Source organism: Martinezella lusitana (genome assembly GCF_900094565.1).
Taxonomy (GTDB): domain Bacteria; phylum Pseudomonadota; class Alphaproteobacteria; order Rhizobiales; family Rhizobiaceae; genus Rhizobium; species Rhizobium lusitanum.
Genome location: NZ_FMAF01000001.1, coordinates 15,259 through 34,269, shown reverse-complemented (window position 1 = coordinate 34,269; position 19,011 = coordinate 15,259). Strand labels below are relative to the sequence as shown.

The following is a 19,011-nucleotide window of genomic DNA, read 5'->3' as shown; positions in this document are numbered from 1 at the left end:
TTGAAATAGGCAATGTGAAGCTCCACTTGTTAACCAAGTGAGAGAGCCGGCTAATCCCCTAAGGCCGGCAGAGAGCCCGGGAACGGGACGACGGAAAGGAAATAACATGACTAAGAAAACGTCTGCGGCAAATGAGAGCATTGCCTATCCGGTATTGCCGTTGCGCGACATCGTGGTTTTCCCCCACATGATCGTGCCGCTGTTCGTCGGACGGGAAAAATCCATTCGTGCGCTGGAAGAGGTCATGGGCTCTGACAAGCAGATCATGCTGGTCACGCAGATCAATGCCAGCGACGACGATCCTGCGCCGGACGCGATCCATAGGGTTGGTACCGTTGCCAATGTGCTGCAGCTGCTGAAACTGCCCGACGGCACCGTGAAGGTGTTGGTCGAAGGCCGTGCGCGTGCGGAGATCGACGAGTATACCGGCCGCGAGGACTTCTATGAGGCCCTTGGCCATGTCTTGCATGAGCCGGAGGAAGATCAGGTCGAGCTCGAAGCGCTGAGCCGCTCGGTCGTTTCTGAATTCGAGAGCTATGTAAAGCTCAACAAGAAGATTTCGCCGGAAGTGGTTGGCGCCGCCAGCCAGATCGATGACTATTCTAAGCTCGCCGACACGGTTGCCTCGCATCTGTCGATCAAGATCACCGAGAAGCAGGAGATGCTGGAAACCACCAGCGTCAAGGGCCGCCTCGAAAAGGCGCTCGGCTTCATGGAAGGCGAGATTTCGGTTCTGCAGGTCGAAAAGCGCATCCGCTCGCGCGTCAAGCGCCAGATGGAGAAGACCCAGCGCGAATACTATCTGAATGAACAGATGAAGGCGATCCAGAAGGAGCTCGGCGACGGCGAAGAAGGCCGCGACGAGATGGCCGAGTTGGAAGAGCGCATCTCCAAGACCAAGCTGTCGAAGGAAGCCAAGGAAAAGGCCGATGCCGAGCTGAAGAAGCTGCGGCAGATGAGCCCGATGTCGGCGGAAGCCACCGTGGTGCGCAACTATCTCGACTGGTTGCTGGGTATCCCGTGGCACAAGAAGTCGAAGGTCAAGGCCGACCTCAACAATGCCGAGAAGATCCTCGAACAGGATCATTTCGGCCTCGACAAGGTCAAGGAGCGCATCGTCGAATATCTGGCCGTCCAGGCCCGCGCGACGAAGATCAAGGGCCCGATCCTGTGCCTCGTCGGCCCTCCGGGTGTCGGCAAGACCTCGCTCGCCCAGTCGATCGCCAAGGCGACCGGCCGTGAGTATGTCCGCATGGCACTCGGCGGCGTTCGTGACGAAGCCGAGATCCGCGGCCACCGTCGCACCTATATCGGCTCGATGCCCGGCAAGGTCATCCAGTCGATGAAGAAGGCCAAGAAGTCCAACCCGCTCTTCTTGCTCGACGAAATCGACAAGCTCGGCATGGACTATCGCGGCGATCCGTCATCGGCCCTGCTGGAAGTGCTGGACCCGGCGCAGAACTCGACCTTCATGGATCACTACTTGGAAGTCGAATATGACCTCTCGGACGTGATGTTCATCACGACGGCGAATACGCTGAACATCCCTGCGCCGCTTATGGACCGCATGGAAGTCATCCGGATCGCCGGCTACACCGAAGATGAAAAGCGCGAGATCGCCAAGCGGCACCTGCTGCCGAAGGCCATTAAGGAACACGCGTTGCAGCCGCAGGAATTCTCGGTCAGCGACGACGCCCTGATGGCAATCAGCCAGCAATACACCCGCGAAGCCGGTGTTCGTAACTTCGAACGCGAATTGATGAAGCTCGCCCGCAAGGCGGTCACCGAGATCATCAAGGGCAAGACCAAGTCCGTTGCGGTCACCGCTGCGAACATTGACCAGTATCTCGGCGTTCCGCGCTTCCGCCACGGCGAAGCCGAGGGCGAGGATCAGGTCGGTGTCGTCACCGGTCTCGCATGGACGGAAGTCGGTGGCGAGCTGCTGACGATCGAAGGCGTGATGATGCCGGGCAAGGGCCGCATGACGGTCACCGGCAACCTGAAGGAAGTCATGAAGGAATCGATCTCGGCGGCGGCATCCTACGTCCGCTCGCGCGCTGTCGATTTCGGCGTCAAGCCGCCGCTCTTCGACAAGAGCGACATCCACGTGCACGTGCCGGAAGGCGCGACGCCCAAGGATGGCCCGTCGGCCGGTGTCGCGATGGCAACCGCGATCGTCTCGATCATGACCGGCATCCCGGTTTCCAAGGATGTCGCCATGACCGGTGAAATCACGCTGCGCGGCCGTGTGCTGCCGATCGGCGGCCTGAAGGAAAAGTTGCTGGCGGCACTGCGCGGCGGCATCAAGAAGGTTCTGATCCCGGAAGAAAACGCCAAGGATCTGGCGGAGATTCCGGACAACGTGAAGAACAACATGGAGATCGTTCCGGTCTCCCGCATGGGCGAGGTGATCAAGCACGCGCTGGTTCGCCGGCCCGAGCCGATCGAATGGGACGGCACTGTCGAAACGCCAGTGATCGCAACCGTTGACGGTGCGGATGAAGTGGGCGCGACGATCGCTCATTGAGCGTTGTTGCCTCAATTATGTCGAATTGACATAAAAGGCGAAAAGACCGGCAAATTTGCCGGTCTTTTTTTGTGAAAAGCGTATGGCAACGCTTGCTTTTCCTTGATTTGCAGGGCTTTTGGGGTTGCGGCGGGTAAGAGCATTCGTATTCTTCGCCCCGCTATAGATAAGTCGTTTCATACCAGAGAAAGGGGTGGAAACATGAACAAGAATGAGCTCGTGTCCGCAGTGGCCGAGAAGGCCGGTATCACGAAGGCTGACGCTGCTTCCGCTGTTGACGCTGTTTTCGATGCCGTGCAGGCTGAACTGAAGAAGGGCGGCGACATTCGCCTTGCTGGCTTCGGCAGCTTCACCGTTTCTCACCGTGCAGCCACGAAGGGCCGCAACCCGTCCACCGGCGCCGAGGTCGATATCGCGGCTCGCAACGTGCCGAAGTTCACGCCTGGCAAGGGCCTGAAGGACGCTGTTAACAGCTAATCTCGTTTCCACCCGCTGCGAGGTGTTTGCCTTGCGGGTGTTGAACATGAGGGGTCCGCTTGGCGGGCCCCTTTTTTCGTTTTGAGGTAGGGAAGGGCCGGATTTCGTTCGCTAGCCCTGACCAATAAGATGGACGGTCCGTGCGTTCTCTTGCGAAGAAAACGTCACGGGGTATTTTCGAATGCCTGACGTTGACGTTTCAGCCGAATGACCATTGGGATCATCAAGAAATGACCGCATCGCCTTCCTTTCTCGGCCTTCCCGATCAACTAACCGACGGCGGCATGCCCCGCGCGGTCATTTTCGCAGCTGGCCACGGCAGCACCTATCCCGGTAAGGACAGCAGTGGCTATGTCTTGGCTGCTGGTGCCATTCGTTCTGCGAGCGAGGTCGACGCGCCTCTGATCGAGCACTGGGATTTCGATGTCGGCGGACCGCTTTTCAACGGCAAGCCTCCGTGCTGTGTCGACGCCGGCGACGTCCCGACCACTATGTACGACAATGCCGGAAACCGTGCCCGGATCGAGGCGAAGACGCGTAAGATACTGGCGTCAGCGGCCGTACCGATCATGATCGGTGGCGATTGTTCCGTGACGATCCCCTTCCTCGCCGGATTTGCGGATCGCGGACCGGTCTGGATACTGCAGATCGATGCTCACATCGATTGGCGAGACGAGCTGCATGGCGAGCGCTACGGCTATTCGAGCCCGATGCGTCGGGCGAGCGAGATGCAGCATGTTGGCGGCATGGTTCAGGTCGCTCTTCGTAGCGTCGGCAGCGCACGTCTTACCGAAGTCGAAGACGCGCAGCGCTATGGCAGTCGTTTCGTGACGGCTCGCAAAGTGCATGCTGAGGGCGTTGAAGCCGCTCTGCAACATATTCCAGAAGGTGCGCAGGTTGTCGTTACCCTCGATTGCGACAGCATCGATCCCTCGATTATGCCCGGGGTAGCGGCGCGGACGCCCGGTGGCCTCACCTATACGCAGGTAATCGATCTGATTGCGGGTCTGGGCAAGCGCGCCAGGATTGCCGGCTTCGACCTGGTCGAATTCTATCCGCCTGCCGATATTGACGGTTTATCAGCCATCACCGCCGCGCGCATTCTTACCAACGTGATCGGAACCATTGTCCGGCAGGTTTGAGCCCTGTTGGTATTCAGTGCTCCTGTCGCTCTGTTTCTCCGGTGACGAAAAATACACTATATCAGGAGTGGCCGGGGATGAGGCCGGCCACTCCCTTATGCGAAGCCGCTGTGCTTACCAGCGATGGTGAACGTGCGGAGCGATGAGGCGCTCATAGATCTCGCGCGTTGCCGCCATGACGTCGGCCGACAGCGGCGCAAGGTCGGCCGCGGCTGCGTTGGCTTTGGCCTGCTCGGCATTGCGTGCGCCGGGGATGACGACGGTCACGGCATCGCTCATCAGGATCCAGCGCAGCGCAAAAGCCGCCATGCTGGCGCCTGCTGGAACCAGCTTGCGCACCTCTTCCACCGCCTGCAGACCCACCTCGAAGGGAACGCCGGCAAAGGTCTCGCCGACATCGAAGGCCTCGCCATGGCGATTGAAGTTGCGGTGATCATCGCTGGCAAATTGCGTGTCGCGGGTGATCTTGCCGGAGAGCAGGCCCGACGCCAGCGGCACGCGGGCGATGACCGCGACGTTCTTCCGCTTGGCTTCCTTGAAGAACAGGTGATCGGGGCGCTGGCGGAAGATATTGTAGATGATCTGGATGCTGAGCACGCCCGGATATTCGATCGCCTTCAGCGCCTCCTCGACCTTTTCGACGCTGACGCCGTATCCCCCGATCTTTCCGGCCTTCTGCAGCTCGTCGAGACCGGCGAAAACCTCGGGCCGATAGAGCACTTCGGTCGGCGGGCAATGAAGCTGGACGAGATCCAGGCTCTCGACGCCGAGGTTTCTCAGGCTGCGATCGATGAAACCTTCGAGATTGGCCTTGGTATAGCCGTCCGCGACATGCGGGTTCAGCCGGCGGCCGGCCTTGGTTGCCACCATCGGGCGCTGGCCGCCGCGGACCTTCAGCACATCGGCAATGATCTTTTCCGAGCGGCCGTCGCCATAGACGTCGGCGGTGTCGATGAAGGTCATGCCGGCGTCGAGAGCGGCATTCAGCGCCGCACGGCCGTCGGCCTCGCTGACATCGCCCCATGCGCCGCCGATCTGCCAGGCGCCGAAGCCGACGTCTGTCACGCTGAAGGATGTCCGCCCGAAAGCATGATGTCTCATGAGATGTCTCCTCTTCATTGGTCATGAAATGCCAGCGGAGTAGCAGCCGCTCGAACCCGCGACAAGGGTGCACCGGCAATGCAGGATCGCAATCGCGTGAGCGAGGAATATGACAGTTTCCACCCGCTTACGAAACCGTTGGATGAAGCGCGCAGTGCGGTGTTCATTACGCCTTCGTTTCCTTAAAAGGGGAGACCGGATATCTGACGACGATCGGAACCCATGCCCTCTTTCAGCTTCATCCACGCCGCCGATCTGCATCTTGGCAGTCCCTTTCAGGGGTTGGCGTTGAAGGATGCCGCTGTCGCCGCGATCTTCGTGGAAGCCAGCCGCAAGGCATTCTCGACGTTGGTGGGGCTCGCAATCGAAAAGCGCGTCGATTTCTTCGTCATCGCAGGCGACGTCTATGACGGCGACTGGAAGGACAACAAGATCGGCCTGTTCTTCAACCGCGAGATGGCGCGGCTGGAGCGGGCCGGAATTCCGGTCTATCTGCTGCGCGGCAATCACGATGCGGCAAGCGTCATCACCAAGACCATCACCTTGCCGGCCAATGTCCATGAGTTCCCCACCGGCAAGCCCGGCAGCGTCAAACTGGATGCGCTGCAGGTGGCCCTGCATGGCCAGGGCTTTGCCGAGCGCTCGGCCAACGACAATCTGGCGCTCGCCTATCCCGCACCCGTGCCAGGCTGGTTCAACATAGGCATTCTCCACACCTCGCTCACCGGCCGCGAGCCGCATGCACCCTATGCGCCTTGCTCGGTCGATGATCTGCGCTCGCGCGGCTATGACTACTGGGCGCTCGGCCATGTGCACGATTACGAAGTGGTGGCGCTTGATCCGCTGGTGATCTTTCCCGGCAACCTGCAGGGCCGCAATATCCGCGAACGCGGCGCCAAAGGCGCGGTATTGGTGAGGGTCGAAGACGGCCGGATCGAACATGAGCGCCTGGTTGTCGACGAGGCGCGTTTCGCACAGGTCGATATCGTCATCGGCCCGGAGGACGACCAGACGGCGATCCTGCGCGGCGTCGAGCAGGCGGTGCAGCCGGTCGCCGATGACATGGCCGGGCGGATGACGGCGCTACGCATTCGGCTTTCCGGTGTCACGCCGCTGGACGGCGCGATAGTTGCCAACCGCCAGCAATGGCGCGACGAGGTCGAGGCTGCATGCCATCGCGTACATGAGGATATCTGGCTTGAAAAGCTGGAGCTGCGGCTGGAGCCGCCGGTGGCGCAAATCGTAGACGTAGACGGCGCCCTCGATCTCCGCCAATTGCTGGCCGAGCATGCCGGTGACGCGGATATCGCTGTAGAAGCGGGTCGGCTTATCGATGAGATTGCGGTGCGCCTGCCGGGCGGGCTTGGCGCGGCAGCACAGCCATTGGATGACGACGTGGAGGCTCTTATCGAAGAGGCGCGACAATTGCTCCTGGCTCGCGGGCAGGGGGCAGGCTGATATGCGTTTCGACCGGCTCGATATTCTCCGCTACGGCGCACTGACCGACCGCACGCTCGATTTACGTGCCGGCGCCAGGCTGCATGTCATCTATGGCCCGAACGAAGCAGGCAAGTCGTCCGCACTGAGCGCGATTTCCGATCTGCTGTTTGGTTTTCCCGCCGCAGCCGAACAAAGCTTTTTGCATGAGCCCGGCACCTTGCGGATCGGCGCGGCGATCAGCGCGCGCGACGGAACTCGGCTCACCTTCCGCCGCCGGCGTGGGCGCAAGAGCACACTTCTTGCACCCGACGAAAAGGAGACGCCGCTTGCCGAGGACGTTCTTGCGCCGTTCCTCGGCAATTTGAGCCGCGATGTCTTCGAACGCGCCTTCGGCCTGGATTCGCAACGGTTGCGGCAGGGGGCGACCGCCATGCTACGCAGCGGCGGCGAGATCGGCAGCCTGCTGTTTTCGGCGGCTTCCGGCCTGACGGGCCTTTCGCGGCTGCGCCAGTCGCTGGAAGCGGAAGCCGATGGCGTCTATGCGGCCAGGCGCTCGAAGGATCGTAGCTTCTACCAGGCCCTCGACCGCTATGAAGATGCCCGCAAGGCCGAGCGCGACCATGAACTCAAGTCCGGCGACTGGAAGAAGCTGCTGGCGGAGGCAGCCGACCTCGAGGCTGAGCTGGAGCGTTTGCAGGCCGAGCGCCATGACACGCGACAGACCCTGGACCGGCTCACGAAGCTGAAGACCTTGCAGCCTCTGCTCGCCGAGATCGACGCGGAAGGCATGGCGCTTGACGGCCTTGCCGATCTCTCCGCCATCCCGGATGGCTTTGCCGACAGGCTCGAACACAAGCTGCGCGACAAGCAGGTTGCCGAAGAGGAGTTGCGACGGGCCCGGCAGACGGTCGTTCGTGCCGAGGAAGACCTGGCCCGCATCCATGTCGATGACGCGCTGCTGCAGATATCGGGCGATATCACACAGCTCTTTGCCGATACCGGCAACTATCGCAGCCAGCGCCAGGATCTGCCGCGCGTCGATCAGGAGCTCGCCGGTTATGAAGCAGCACTTGCGCAGCTTGCACGCCGTCTGGGCGTTCCCGATGTCGAGCGATTGGAAAAGCTCCAGCCGAGCGATGTGGACCGTGCGCGCCTCTCCGAACTGGTGGAGGAGGGCAGGCAGCTCTCGCGCCAGCTGCAGGTGCTGGCCGAACAATCCGACGGCGAGCGCAAGCAGCTGGTGGCACTGGAAAAGGATAGCCTCGCCGGGCGCCTGATCGATCCGAGGCCTTACATCGATCAATTGGAGGCACTGGCCGGCGACCTCTCCGTCTTGGCCCGTCTCGACGCCCTGGAGACGCAGATACGCCGCACGGAAGCCGATCTCAACGAGGCGGCCGCGCGGTTGCGGCCACCGGTCGGTGACATCGCCGCGCTTTTCGCTGCACCCTTGCCGGAAAGTGCCGAGATTGCCACCCATCGTGAAACGATCGATGCGGCCCGCACGAAAACGCGCGAGGCTGGCGATAAGCTGCGCGGTTATGATGAGCAACTGAACGAGATCGAACGGGTGCTGGCGGATGCCGAAGGCACAGGGCCGATCGTCACGCGCGAACAGATCGCTGCGGCGCGAGAAGGCCGCGATGGGCACTGGGCATCCATCCAGGAAATGCTGGCGGCCGGTCACTCTCCCGACGCCAAGACGATTGCAGCGCTGACGGTCGGCGTCGCCGAGGCTGATCGTCTCGCCGATGCCGCGTTGAAGGATGCCGATCGCGTCGCGCGCCATGCCGATTATCGTCTGCGTCAAGTGCGGCTGAGACGGGAGCGCGAGGACGTATCCGATCGGCTGCAAGGATACGAGAAGGCACTGGCGGATGCCCAGGCATCCTTTGCCCGCCTTTTCGAAGCCTGCGGCGTCACCGCGCTCGATCCGTCGATTATGTTGGAATGGCGGCGAGGGGTCGAAGGGTTGTTGCGCGAGCGCAAGGCGCTGCGCGACTTGCTCGATGGGCGGAACGAGAATGTCTTGGCCGAAGCGCGCGTGTCTCCAGCCCTGCAGGATATTGCGGAGGCGACCGGCTACAAGAGCAGCCGCCTGCCACCCGTGGCGATGGCCGAAGGATTGCGGAAGCACCTGCGCCTGGCTGCCGAGCGCTGGAGCGAAAGTCGCACGCGGGAGGGCGAGATAAGCTCGGCGCGCGACCGGCTGGCACGGTTTGACGAGCAGCGGCAGGCGCTGGAACGACGGCATGTCGATTGGCGCGAGGCGTTCGGCAAAGCCGTTCTGCCCCTTGGCCTGCCGACGGATGCGACACTGGAAATGGCGTCTGTGGCCCTGAAGGCATGGGAAGAGCTGCCCGATGCTTTGGCGGAGCGCGACAACCGGCTGCGCCGCGTCAATGGCATGCGTCGCGACATGGCGGATTTCGAGCGCCGGCTCGCAACCCTCGCTGCCAGCGCAGGCTATGAGCTTGATCATCTGCCGCCGGATGCCGCAGCCGAAGCGCTGCATACGCGTGCCAACGCCATGCGCGGCGAGTTGAAGAGGCGCGACGGCATTGAAGAGGATCGGCAGCACGCGGAAGGATTGGTCGCGCGCCACGAGGAAGCTCTCACGATCATATTGGCCGATCTGGATCATCTGACCGCGGATCTGCCAGGGGCTACGGATCTTCCCGCTCTGCTGTCGCGGCTGCGCGAGCGCACTCGCTTGAATGCACGGTTGGTCGAGAGCCGCGATCGTTTCCGCCAACAGGCGGATGGCAAGGCCGAGGCCGAGCTTCGTGTCCAGCTCGCCGATTTCGAACGGGTTGCAGCCGATCTGGAAATCGAGCGGTTGACCGAGGAAGACCAGCGGCAGTTCACCATACATGGCGAGCTTTCGGCGCGGCTGGCGGAAAACCGGCGCCAGCGGCAGGCGCTCGAGACCGGCGTCAGTGCCGAATACGCGGTTTTCGAAAAGCTTTCGGCCGAGCAGGAAGCGAAGGACCTGGCGCGGCAATGGGTGGTCCTGAAGCTTGCCGCGCGAATGCTGGCGGGCTCGATGGAATCCTATCGCGAAAAGCAGGCGGATCCCGTCATCAAGCGGGCGGGCGACTTGTTTTCGCAACTGACCGGCGACCGCTTCGTCCGCCTTGTCGAGGCACATGACGAAACCGACGCGCGGCAGCTGCTGGCGGAACGCGTGGCTGGCGAGCATGTGTCGCTGGAAGGCCTGAGCGAAGGGACCCGCGACCAGCTCTATCTCGCCCTGCGCTTGGCTTTCCTGGAGGATTATTCCGCCCGCAACGAGCCGGCGCCGCTGATCGTCGACGACATCTTCCAGACGTTCGACGACGAACGCGCAAGCGCCGGATTGAAGGTACTCGCCGGCACCGCAGAACGCTTCCAGACTGTCCTGTTCACCCATGAGATGAGCCTGGTCGAGATCGCCAGACGCGAGATCGGTCGGGATTTGGACCTGATCCAGCTCTGAGCGCAGCGATCGGCGCGTCTATGACATCGAGGGGATATGCAATCGTGTGGGGATCAGGATCCTGGGGTCCGATTTGTCCCGACTGTAGGCCGGATTGAGTGCGCGATCGGCGAACGTCTGCGTCGCATGCAGCCGCCGAAGGTTCTCTTTCTCCTGGTCGAACCGCCTCTTTCTGTCGCCCGACTTGTCCGATCCCCGCGATAGCGATTCGTGGTGGTAAAGGCAGGCAAAGGGTGTCCAGATGATGCGAAAGCCGGCCTTGTGGGCACGCAGGCAATAGTCCACGTCATTATAGGCGACCGCGAAATTTTCCTCGTCGAACAGGCCGATCTTCCGGAGACAATCGCCCGAAATCAGCATCACCGCGCCGGTCACGCAGGTCATGGAATTGCGGACATGGAGCCGGTTCATCGGGCCGCCGAATTCCCTAGGCTTGCTCATGTACCAATGGCCCGCCAGTCCGCCGAAACCAACAACGACACCTGCGTGTTGCAGCTTGTCATTCGCAAAGAGAAGCTTGGCGCCGACGATGCCGGTTCTGTCATAAGCGAGGCAGGATACCATCTCCTTCAACCAGCCCGGCTCGATGACTTCGACGTCATTGTTGAGGATCAGGTAGTGTTCGCCGGTTGCCGTCTTCAGGCCGCGGTTGACGGAGCGCGAGAAGTTGAAGGCTTCCGGCGAGATGACGGCTGAAAAGTGCGGCTGCGTCCGGCGATAGTGATCGTAAAGGTTAAGGACCGACTGATCCGTGGAACCGTTGTCGATGACCATGACTTCGAAGTTGGAATAGTCAGTCTTTTCGAAGAGATCACGGAGGATACGAGAGATCAGGTCGAGATTGTCCTTGCTGGGAATGATGATCGAAATCTTCGGCCATTCATGAGGAGGTTCGAAGATGACGCGATGCAGCGTCTCCGTGAGGGCTCCCTCGACCTCAATCGCCTGCTGTTGCCGTTCAAATCGCTCCGTCAGCGCCTTTCTGGCATTCGCGGTGGCGGCATCCAGGAACTTGCGCGAATAGGTCCTGCCATTGCGGCGCCACCAATAGGCCGGGTAGGGCAGGTGGAGGATGCTTTCCTCCGGAACCCCCTCCAGATAGCGCAGCAGCAGGTCGTAATCCTGAGAGCCATCGTAACCGGTGCGAAGATAGCCGATCTCGCGAAGCCGGCTGTGGCGATAGATGGAGAAGTGGTTGATGTAGTTGACGCCCGTCAGGAGGACGGGGTCGTAGGCCGGCTTCAGCATAACGCCCGTCGGCTTGAGTGTGTCGTCGACAACCAGCTCGTCCGTATAGAGGAAATTCGCGCCCGGATTTTGCTCCAGCGTGTGCCTGATCATCTTCAAGGCGTGGGGAGCGATGACATCGTCATGGTCGAGAAAGGCGATCCACTGGCCGCTGGCATGGGATAGTCCGGCATTGGTGGCCGCCGCGATCCCGCCGTTGCGATCGTTCAGCACGAGGTGGATATTCGCTTTCGATTGCTGCGACTCATACCATTGCCGTGTTTCCGGGGACGTCGAACCGTCATCGCTCAGGATGAGTTCCGTGCCATTCTCCACTTGGGCTTCGAAGGACTTGACGAGATCGTCGAGATAGCGGCGCGGCGCATTGTATACGGGAACGACGACGCTCAGCCAAGTTCCGGCTGTTGCCGAGACCGGCGAGGCAACGAGATCAGAGGCTAGTCGATAGCTCGCGTCAGCATATTGCGTCGTCAGGTTCGCAGACCGCTTTCCGAAATTCAGCTTCGGTATCTTTGTCCAATGTTGCGGAAGCTTGCCGAGATCGATGCGCTCTGCCTTCCCCTCCATGCCGAGGAGATTTGAAATATGCCGTTCGGCGGATTTCGCGGAAGCGAAAGCCGTAACGTCAAAGCTGAATGTCGTCGGGAAGCTGACCGGATCGGCGCGCAGGGCGCAGATGGTGCCCACGGACCCTATGTCTGCCGTAATGACGAACCGCCGCCCTTCCGGCAGGGATGTCGCATCCTTCTCCCGGAAGCCGCGGCCGCGATTGACATAGAATTTCGGATCGATGGCTTCATCGGTCGCGGCAATATGAATGACGACCAGTCTCTTTCGGACGGGCGGAAACCTGATTTCGAATGCGGGATCATCGCCCACGGACTTCCAAAGATTGGAATTCGCATCGGCGGGGAGTTTACGCTCGAGGTCGGCGTTCGGTAAGATCTTGAGTGTCATCGATGTCTTTATATCCAGACGCCGGCAGCGCGCATTGTCTTCATGATTCGGGCGCTAAGCCACGTCGCCGAACGGTTCAAAACGTATACCGGGAAATGCAGGCGTCGCGTGCTGCCGCATTTTTTCGATCGAGCTTCTTGTCGCGTCGCGAGCAACCAAGCGACGCGCCCGATCGCTGACGAGCTGGTCGATTGCCGTCAGCCATTCTTCCTGGGTGTTGCCGATGTGAAGCTCTGCGGCCATTGCGCAGCGTGCAAATGTCGGGCAATTCGAGAATATGGCTGCGGCCTGCAGACGGCTGATATCGATCCGCTTCGTATCGGCGCGGCTCGCATTGGTCTTCCCAGAGAGGAGGGGAGCGAGCGCAATATCGGCGCTGTGGCGCTCTGTCCTGGCAAGATAAGCCGACCAGGGGAGTGGCGGAATGATCGTTATTCTCGACGGGTCGATTCCCTGGCGGCTCCAGCGGCGTGCAAGATTGCCATTGGCGAAAACCTCGAAATGCAGATTGCCATGCTTTTCCATCGCGGCCTTGACGATCGGCATGAGGAATTCATGCTCACGGCGGTGAATGCCGGTCGCATGGTAGACCATTTTCAGCGGCGCAATGGTCTCATCCCCGATATCGAGCGCGGCATCGGCCGGATTTGCCGGCATCGGTGCAAGGATATCGATCTGGTGGCCTGCCGTGGCCAGCGTCCCCGCCAGGGCTTCCGTGGACGTCCAGATATGTGTCAGCAATCGATTGACCCTTGGCAATGGACGGACGGCCAGTTTGATCAGTCTGAGCTTGTAAGGCCAGCTCGCCTCCTTGCCGGTGACAACGGCCCGGATGTCGTCATCGACGAAATAGGCCACGCCTGCAAGGCTGTCACGCCTCTTTTCCAGCCAGCGTAATTGTGGTTGCTTGATGTAGCGGCAGATGATGACGAAGAGCCCCTCGCTATCGACCGTATCCAGGGGATCATCAAGGCCCTTCATGATGACCGGAATTTCGTCGAGCGTCTTGGCTCGTTCGTCAAGATAGTAGCTGACGCTGGGATTGGGGTATCGTGAGAGGATGAGGAGCCGTTTTGCGGTGCGATAAGTGTCTTTCGCATATGCCCCCGATGGTCGCGGTCTTGGAAGCAGTCCGTAGATGATATCGCGCAGAATTTGCATGGGGCTGTCCGCGCGACCTTATACCAAACGGCTTCGGACATTCGTCAGCGCCCCGACGACCGCACCCCAAATCAACAGCGTCGCGGCGAAAACGCCGCCGATCCAGAGCGCTCGTTTGGGATACTCGGCATCATCGGGCAAATCCGGTGCGAGAAATGTATCGAGATAGAGCAGCTGCTGCTTGCTGACGAACTGAACCTGCTCAAGGGTTTTCATGCTCGTTGCGAACTGCTGCTCGGCGAGGCTCTGCTCAAGTTCACGTTGAGACATGTCGACCGACACGTCGGCAAGGTTTTGCTCCGATTTGTTCTGCCCGGCAATTTGGCTGTTCAATTGATCCAATTGCTTCTGCTTGCTGTCGATTTCGCGTTTAAGCACTTTCATCTGCGGCGCATCGGCCGAAACGGCTCCGAGCAGCGCGTCGTATTTTTGCTGAAGGCCTATCCTCTCCTTCTGCACGGACGAGATCAGATTCGTTATAATGGTCGATGCCCCCTCGACACTGAGGATGCCCGTTTGGTTGCGGGCGCTCAGAAGCTCTTCTCTGGTGTTCTGCAACTGGTTCTTTGCGTTATCCAGGTTCGTTTGGGCCGTCACGATGACATCGCGCCAGATGCGGTTGTTGACGTCGTTGACCACGGCTTCGGAGGCGTTGACGACCTCCTTCAGTATCTTCTGGGCGTCGGCCGCCGAAAAAGCGCGGGCCTTGACCGTCACGATGCCGCTATTGGCATCGATGCTCACGGAAATCATATCCTCCCAGTAACGAAGCAACTTCTCAGAACTGGCATCCTTCTTCAGTCTCGCAATGGGATCGATCGTTTCGCGCCCGTAGATATTCTGCAAGTCGACCTTGCTGGTCAGGGCCGCCACCATGTCCTTGCTTTTGATGAAATTGGTGACGATCAGCGTATCCTGGACGATTTGCGTCGATGGCAGGCCGGTAGCCTTGGCCAGCTGGTTTTTCCCAAGCGCCGGCGTCGAAGACCGTACCGTAAAGCGCGTTTCCGATTGATATTGATCGGATGCCAGGAAGACGAAATAATATATCGAAGCGAGATTGGGGACGACGAGCAGCAGAAAAGTCGAGGCCAGGATCGCCTTGCTGATGATTTGCTGCATTGGGCGCGGCCGCAGGCCGACCGCTTTGAACAATTGGCTCCGCCTTGACGTCGAAAAACGCAATTTCCGCGCGGTCACGGAGAGATTCGCGGCCACGTTGCGACTGTGCTCAGTCGCGCTGAGCTGGACTGTTTCGGTCACTTTTCCGGTGTCGTGCGCCATATTGGGCCTTGCTGCCAATCCCTCGTGTCTTATCGGTTCAGTCTATAATAGGCTTCGATTGCCTGCTCTACCTCATCGAAGACGATAAGCCGGCCGTCGACAAGTACCATACCTTTGTCGCAATGCGTTTTGATCATGCCCATACTATGGGAAACCATGATGATATCGGAATTCTTGCGTCTGCTCTCGAATGCGACCCTGCAACGCTCCTGAAAGCGTGCATCGCCGACGGCGAGAACCTCGTCCACCAAGTAACATTCAAATTCTATGGCCATCGAGAGCCCGAAAGCCAGTCGTGCGCCCATGCCCGAAGAATATGTCCGCACGGGCGCATCCAGATAATCGCCCAGCTCTGCGAACTCTTCAACAAAACGGGATACGCGTCTCACATCCTCGCCATAGGCGCGGGCAACGAAATGGACGTTGGCCCGCCCCGTCATGAACGGATTGAAGCCGCTGCTCAAGCCCAGCGGCCAGGACACGCGCACGTCCTTGGTGATCGTGCCCGAATTGGCCAGCATCGTGCCGGCGATCATTCGTATCGTCGTTGACTTTCCCGCACCGTTGACGCCGAGCAAGCCATAGGAATAACCCGACTGGAACTCGCAATTCACATGGTCGAGAATGATCTTTTTGCCGCTCTGCGTCTTGAAGAACTTCGAAACGTTCTTGAAGCGGATCATCGGGCATACCTACTCATATGCGATGATCCTGTACGGACGCCCAGATGAGTGAAAGCGTTGCCCAGGCAACGGTCAGAGCAAGCAGTATGATCAGCGGCGTGCTGACGCGACGCGGGAAAATCGCCTCGTCCGGCAGAGTTGGATTGACGAATACCGCAAGATAAAGCGTCTTGCGCAACGCTTCCGCAAGGACGGCATCGTAATTTTTCTGCGAACTCTCGTAGAGCTTTTCCGCGATCAAGCGATCGGTATCGAGTCTGGAATATTCCAGCAGCGATTTTGCAAGACTTTCATTTTCCGGGCCTGTCAGCTCGGTTTTCATCTTGTCTATCTGCGCATCCAAACTTTCCTTGGCCAGGTTCAGTTGTTGAAAGGTCGGGGAGCTCTCGGCGTTGGACTGTCGCATCACGAAGAGGCGCGTTTCAAATTCGAGCTTCTGTGCCAGCAGTCCGGTCAAAAGCGTGCCACTGTCCTTGGCCTGCGTCTGCGGGCTGAGAAGGCCGGATGCATGCTGGAATTGATTCAGTGCAATCAAAGTGTCGCCATAGGCTTTGCCGCTTTTTTCGACGTCTGCCTTCATGCTTTGGACGATGTCGTTGCGTGCACGTGTGGAAAGCTCGTTGATCAGCTTTTCGCTCTCCTGAATGATCGCATCGGCAAGCTTTACGGAATCATCGGGTGTGAACGTCCTAACCTTCAGCGTGATGATGCCCGAAGAGACGTCGATATAGGCGCTGACGTGATCGTTCCAGTATTTCAGAAATTCTTCGTCGGATTCCGAAGCGCGAAATCGCGACAGAAAATCCGCATCTCCCCTTGCAAACATCGACTTGTAATCGAGGTTTGCGCCGATCCGTTTCAGTATTTCCGTCGAATGGATGAAGCTGGTGACGACATAGGCATCCTGCGAAGCGGAGCGCATGTTGAGAACACCGGATGCACCCGCGCCGCCGGAGGGGTCGCTCCCGTCACTGTTGCCGTCCGCACCGGAGACTGCGCGAACGGCAAAGCGGGCCTCCGCGACATATTGGTCCGAAGCAATGAAAGCATAGTAGACCGAGCAGGCCAGAAAGGGCAGGATGACGAGCAGGAGGAAGCCAAGTAGCCGTAGTGGCGGCTTCCTACCGGATTGGGTTTCCGGCTCTTGTCCGTCATGGACCGGTATGTACTCGATTTGCTCGCGCTCGCGGCGTTGTGGGGAGCGCCGCCGGAACAAGGCCGGCAGTATCTGTCGGGCCGGCCTTACGCGCGGGTATTCTTCAACTATCGCGTCTTCAATGACTGGTTTTGGCATGTCGGCTTACAATCGTTTCGCGCAGCTCCGGCGCGGATGGTTTCATCGCCTCACGCACATAGTGATCGAAAATCAAATCTTCCTCGAGCATAAGTTCGGCAATATGCAATGAACGCAGTTGTGCTGCAATGTTTTCAAGGGTGCTATGCCTCGAGGGCAATGGGAAATCGTCAATCGGAATCCCGAGCAACTCGCCCACCGCATGTTGAAAGTAAAGACTGTCGCTATCATGGCCCACGATGGCAAAACGCGACAGAAGATCGATCGCGGCGGCCACATCGCTGCGCGTGACGAGCTGTTCCGGTATCGTCGTGGCCAGCTGGCGGGTGACCGGTGACACGAGAACGCTTCTGACATTTTGAGGCGCTTTCTTGAGCGCCATTTTGAGAGAGGCCTCGCTCTCAAGATCGACGTCGGCAAAATGCTCCGCAGCGGGCGCCAATATGATCTTGTCGCGGTCGCCGAAAAAGGAAATTTGAGTTCTTGCCATTCGTTTCAGAAGAAATATCCGCAGGGCCAATTCGTAATAGGGGTCAGTCAGCAGAACGATTGCCTTGAATCCCTTGTCGAGAAACTCTTCGTAGTTCCGCAGCAGCAGACGTCCACTGATATAGATCGACTGGATGGCGTTCAGATGAAAGGCCTGAAGCGCCGTCTCGTGACCGAAACGCTCTACGGACGGGAGCTCATATTGAAAGTGGCGGCCGCAGTGATAGTCGAATTTGACCATCGGCAGGAGCTGCGTTTCAAGCCGTAAAATCTTCAAAGGAATTGTTTGCGGGACTTGCGGCCGCCGGTAGATCAACAATCCTGACTTCGCGTCATGGATCATCAGCGATGTTCGCTCAGCCAGATCCGGGATGATCGTCGTATCCAACTTGAACCCGACGCGGCCGTTTTCATGCCGTCCCGAATCAATGACAGCCTGTTTGAGCTGATCGCATGGCAGGATCATCAAATCGCCGTTCGCATCGGATACCCTGATGTGCGGCAGGTCGGAAAAGCCGTCGGGAATAAGATAACCCTCGAGAATGGTGCCGTGATCATATTCGAGATTAAAAAGCACGGATATTCTCCGGCATTTGTACTCGGTCGGCGCTGCTTGTCGCACTGCGATCGAAAAACACCAGGTTACCGGTCGCGCCCCGAAGCACGTCAAAACGACCCGCGATATGGCTGATCTTGAATCCCGGCATTCAAACCTCGTCAGGAAGCATCAGGCGCTTTGCGCGCCAGCAGCGAAAAGCTCGGGCCGCCAGGGTGGTTCAGGTTTTCGTCCCTGATGACGATGTCGCTGTAACCGAGCTTACGCAACAGCATCAATATGTCATCCCGGTGCATCCAGAAATGCCGGTCCTTCATACCGCCGCAGAAAGACGCGTTGGCATTGGCGTGATGATAGCTTCGTTCGTAGTAACGTACGGGAACCCCGTCGACCATTCTGGTTTCGACTTTGCCGCTGAAAGGCAGGCGCCGCACGTCGCCCTCGGGCATTGCGTCCTCCAGAACGAAATGCGTCCAGATGAAAACCGCTTTGGTCCGGCTTGCCAGCAGCCGCAGGAATTCCCCGGGATCGGCCATGTGATAGAGAACGCCGGATGCCAGCGCGAAGTCATAGGTCTCGTCGCGTTCCGTCAGCCACGACTGGATGTCGCCCAGCATGAAGGAAGCGGTATCGATATTCAGAATCTGCTTGGTGACGAGGCACCTCAGGAAACAGAGACGATTTGCTTCGATCGCGTCGATTCGCGCCGGGAGATGGCTATGCAGCATATAGGTGTGCATTCCCTCCAATGGTCCCACTTCCAGGACCTTCTTGCCTTCGATAGATCCGAACGATTGCAGGGCCCAGGCTATCCGGTCGTCTGCGTAGAGGGGCAGCGCTCCGGCATTCAAGTTGAGGGCAGGGGGAAAAGCACAATTCCAGCCGGAAAGGGCATCGATCGCATTCTGATGGCTTGGGATGCTTTGCTCGTACTGGTCGAATATTTCCAAAGGGTCCTTTGACGACTTTTTCGGCGATCGCTTTGAAAAACCAAGCATTGACATAACCTTTATTTCCATCGGTATTTGCCGATTTGGAGAAATTACCACGCCAGTTGCGAATGACGTACTATTCGTCCCATCAATTCACAACCCTAGCGGTACGATCCGCAGAAAGCGGCGTAGTTTATGAGCGCCGCTGCCCATTTCCGAACGGCCAAGAGCACGCCTCTCCG

13 protein-coding genes are annotated in these 19,011 nt (G+C 59.2%); 5 read left to right on the top strand and 8 right to left on the bottom strand.

All coding sequences use genetic code 11. The annotated features are described in order from the left end of the window. Positions 1-106: 106 nt before the first annotated feature. The 3 genes from lon (at position 107) to GA0061101_RS00085 (ending at position 4,146) form a co-directional block, all read left to right on the top strand. On the top strand, positions 107-2,527 hold the full coding sequence (gene lon, locus GA0061101_RS00095; protein WP_037194186.1) for an endopeptidase La: 2,421 nt from the start codon (positions 107-109) through the stop codon (positions 2,525-2,527). A 201-nt stretch (positions 2,528-2,728) separates the two neighbouring features. Next, a complete protein-coding gene (gene hupB / locus GA0061101_RS00090) occupies positions 2,729-3,004 on the top strand; it encodes a DNA-binding protein HupB (protein ID WP_034507562.1) in 276 nt (91 codons plus the stop codon). Between the two features lie 230 nt (positions 3,005-3,234). Next, positions 3,235-4,146, top strand: coding sequence for an agmatinase (locus GA0061101_RS00085; RefSeq protein ID WP_037194188.1), 912 nt, complete (start codon positions 3,235-3,237; stop codon positions 4,144-4,146). 114 nt (positions 4,147-4,260) lie between these two features. Here the strand turns inward: GA0061101_RS00085 and GA0061101_RS00080 are convergent, their stop codons facing one another. Continuing rightward, positions 4,261-5,247: an aldo/keto reductase gene (locus GA0061101_RS00080; RefSeq protein ID WP_037194190.1), complete on the bottom strand. Its 987-nt coding sequence runs from the start codon at positions 5,245-5,247 to the stop codon at positions 4,261-4,263. 222 nt (positions 5,248-5,469) lie between these two features. On the opposite strand from GA0061101_RS00080, the gene GA0061101_RS00075 reads away from it, so the two are divergent. Beyond that, a complete protein-coding gene (locus tag GA0061101_RS00075; RefSeq protein WP_037194192.1) occupies positions 5,470-6,705 on the top strand; it encodes a metallophosphoesterase family protein in 1,236 nt (411 codons plus the stop codon). Position 6,706: 1 nt separating this feature from the next. Continuing rightward, the gene (locus tag GA0061101_RS00070) at positions 6,707-10,165 is read left to right on the top strand and encodes an ATP-binding protein (RefSeq protein ID WP_037194194.1); all 3,459 of its coding nucleotides are present in this window, start codon (positions 6,707-6,709) and stop codon (positions 10,163-10,165) included. An 18-nt stretch (positions 10,166-10,183) separates the two neighbouring features. Here the strand turns inward: GA0061101_RS00070 and GA0061101_RS00065 are convergent, their stop codons facing one another. The 7 genes from GA0061101_RS00065 to GA0061101_RS00035 all read right to left on the bottom strand — a co-directional run bounded on the left by GA0061101_RS00065 (position 10,184) and on the right by GA0061101_RS00035 (position 18,787). Next, positions 10,184-12,370, bottom strand: a complete 2,187-nt coding sequence (locus tag GA0061101_RS00065) for a glycosyltransferase family 2 protein (RefSeq protein WP_092572778.1) — start codon at positions 12,368-12,370, stop codon at positions 10,184-10,186. Between the two features lie 54 nt (positions 12,371-12,424). Beyond that, positions 12,425-13,531, bottom strand: a complete 1,107-nt coding sequence (locus GA0061101_RS00060) for a hypothetical protein (RefSeq protein WP_092572777.1) — start codon at positions 13,529-13,531, stop codon at positions 12,425-12,427. Positions 13,532-13,549: 18 nt separating this feature from the next. Further along, on the bottom strand, positions 13,550-14,653 hold the full coding sequence (locus GA0061101_RS00055; protein ID WP_245297416.1) for a KpsE/RkpR family capsule polysaccharide export protein: 1,104 nt from the start codon (positions 14,651-14,653) through the stop codon (positions 13,550-13,552). A gap of 191 nt (positions 14,654-14,844) precedes the next feature. Continuing rightward, positions 14,845-15,498 carry an ABC transporter ATP-binding protein gene (locus GA0061101_RS00050; RefSeq protein WP_037194208.1) on the bottom strand — a complete coding sequence of 218 codons (654 nt, stop codon included), beginning with the start codon at positions 15,496-15,498 and terminating at the stop codon, positions 14,845-14,847. A 13-nt stretch (positions 15,499-15,511) separates the two neighbouring features. After that, on the bottom strand, positions 15,512-16,792 hold the full coding sequence (locus GA0061101_RS00045) for a KpsE/RkpR family capsule polysaccharide export protein (RefSeq protein WP_092572775.1): 1,281 nt from the start codon (positions 16,790-16,792) through the stop codon (positions 15,512-15,514). Then, positions 16,773-17,903, bottom strand: coding sequence for a hypothetical protein (locus GA0061101_RS00040; protein WP_245297415.1), 1,131 nt, complete (start codon positions 17,901-17,903; stop codon positions 16,773-16,775). Before GA0061101_RS00040 ends, GA0061101_RS00045 begins: the two co-directional genes overlap by 20 nt. A gap of 95 nt (positions 17,904-17,998) precedes the next feature. Beyond that, positions 17,999-18,787 carry a class I SAM-dependent methyltransferase gene (locus GA0061101_RS00035; protein WP_245297414.1) on the bottom strand — a complete coding sequence of 263 codons (789 nt, stop codon included), beginning with the start codon at positions 18,785-18,787 and terminating at the stop codon, positions 17,999-18,001. Positions 18,788-19,011 lie beyond the last annotated feature (224 nt).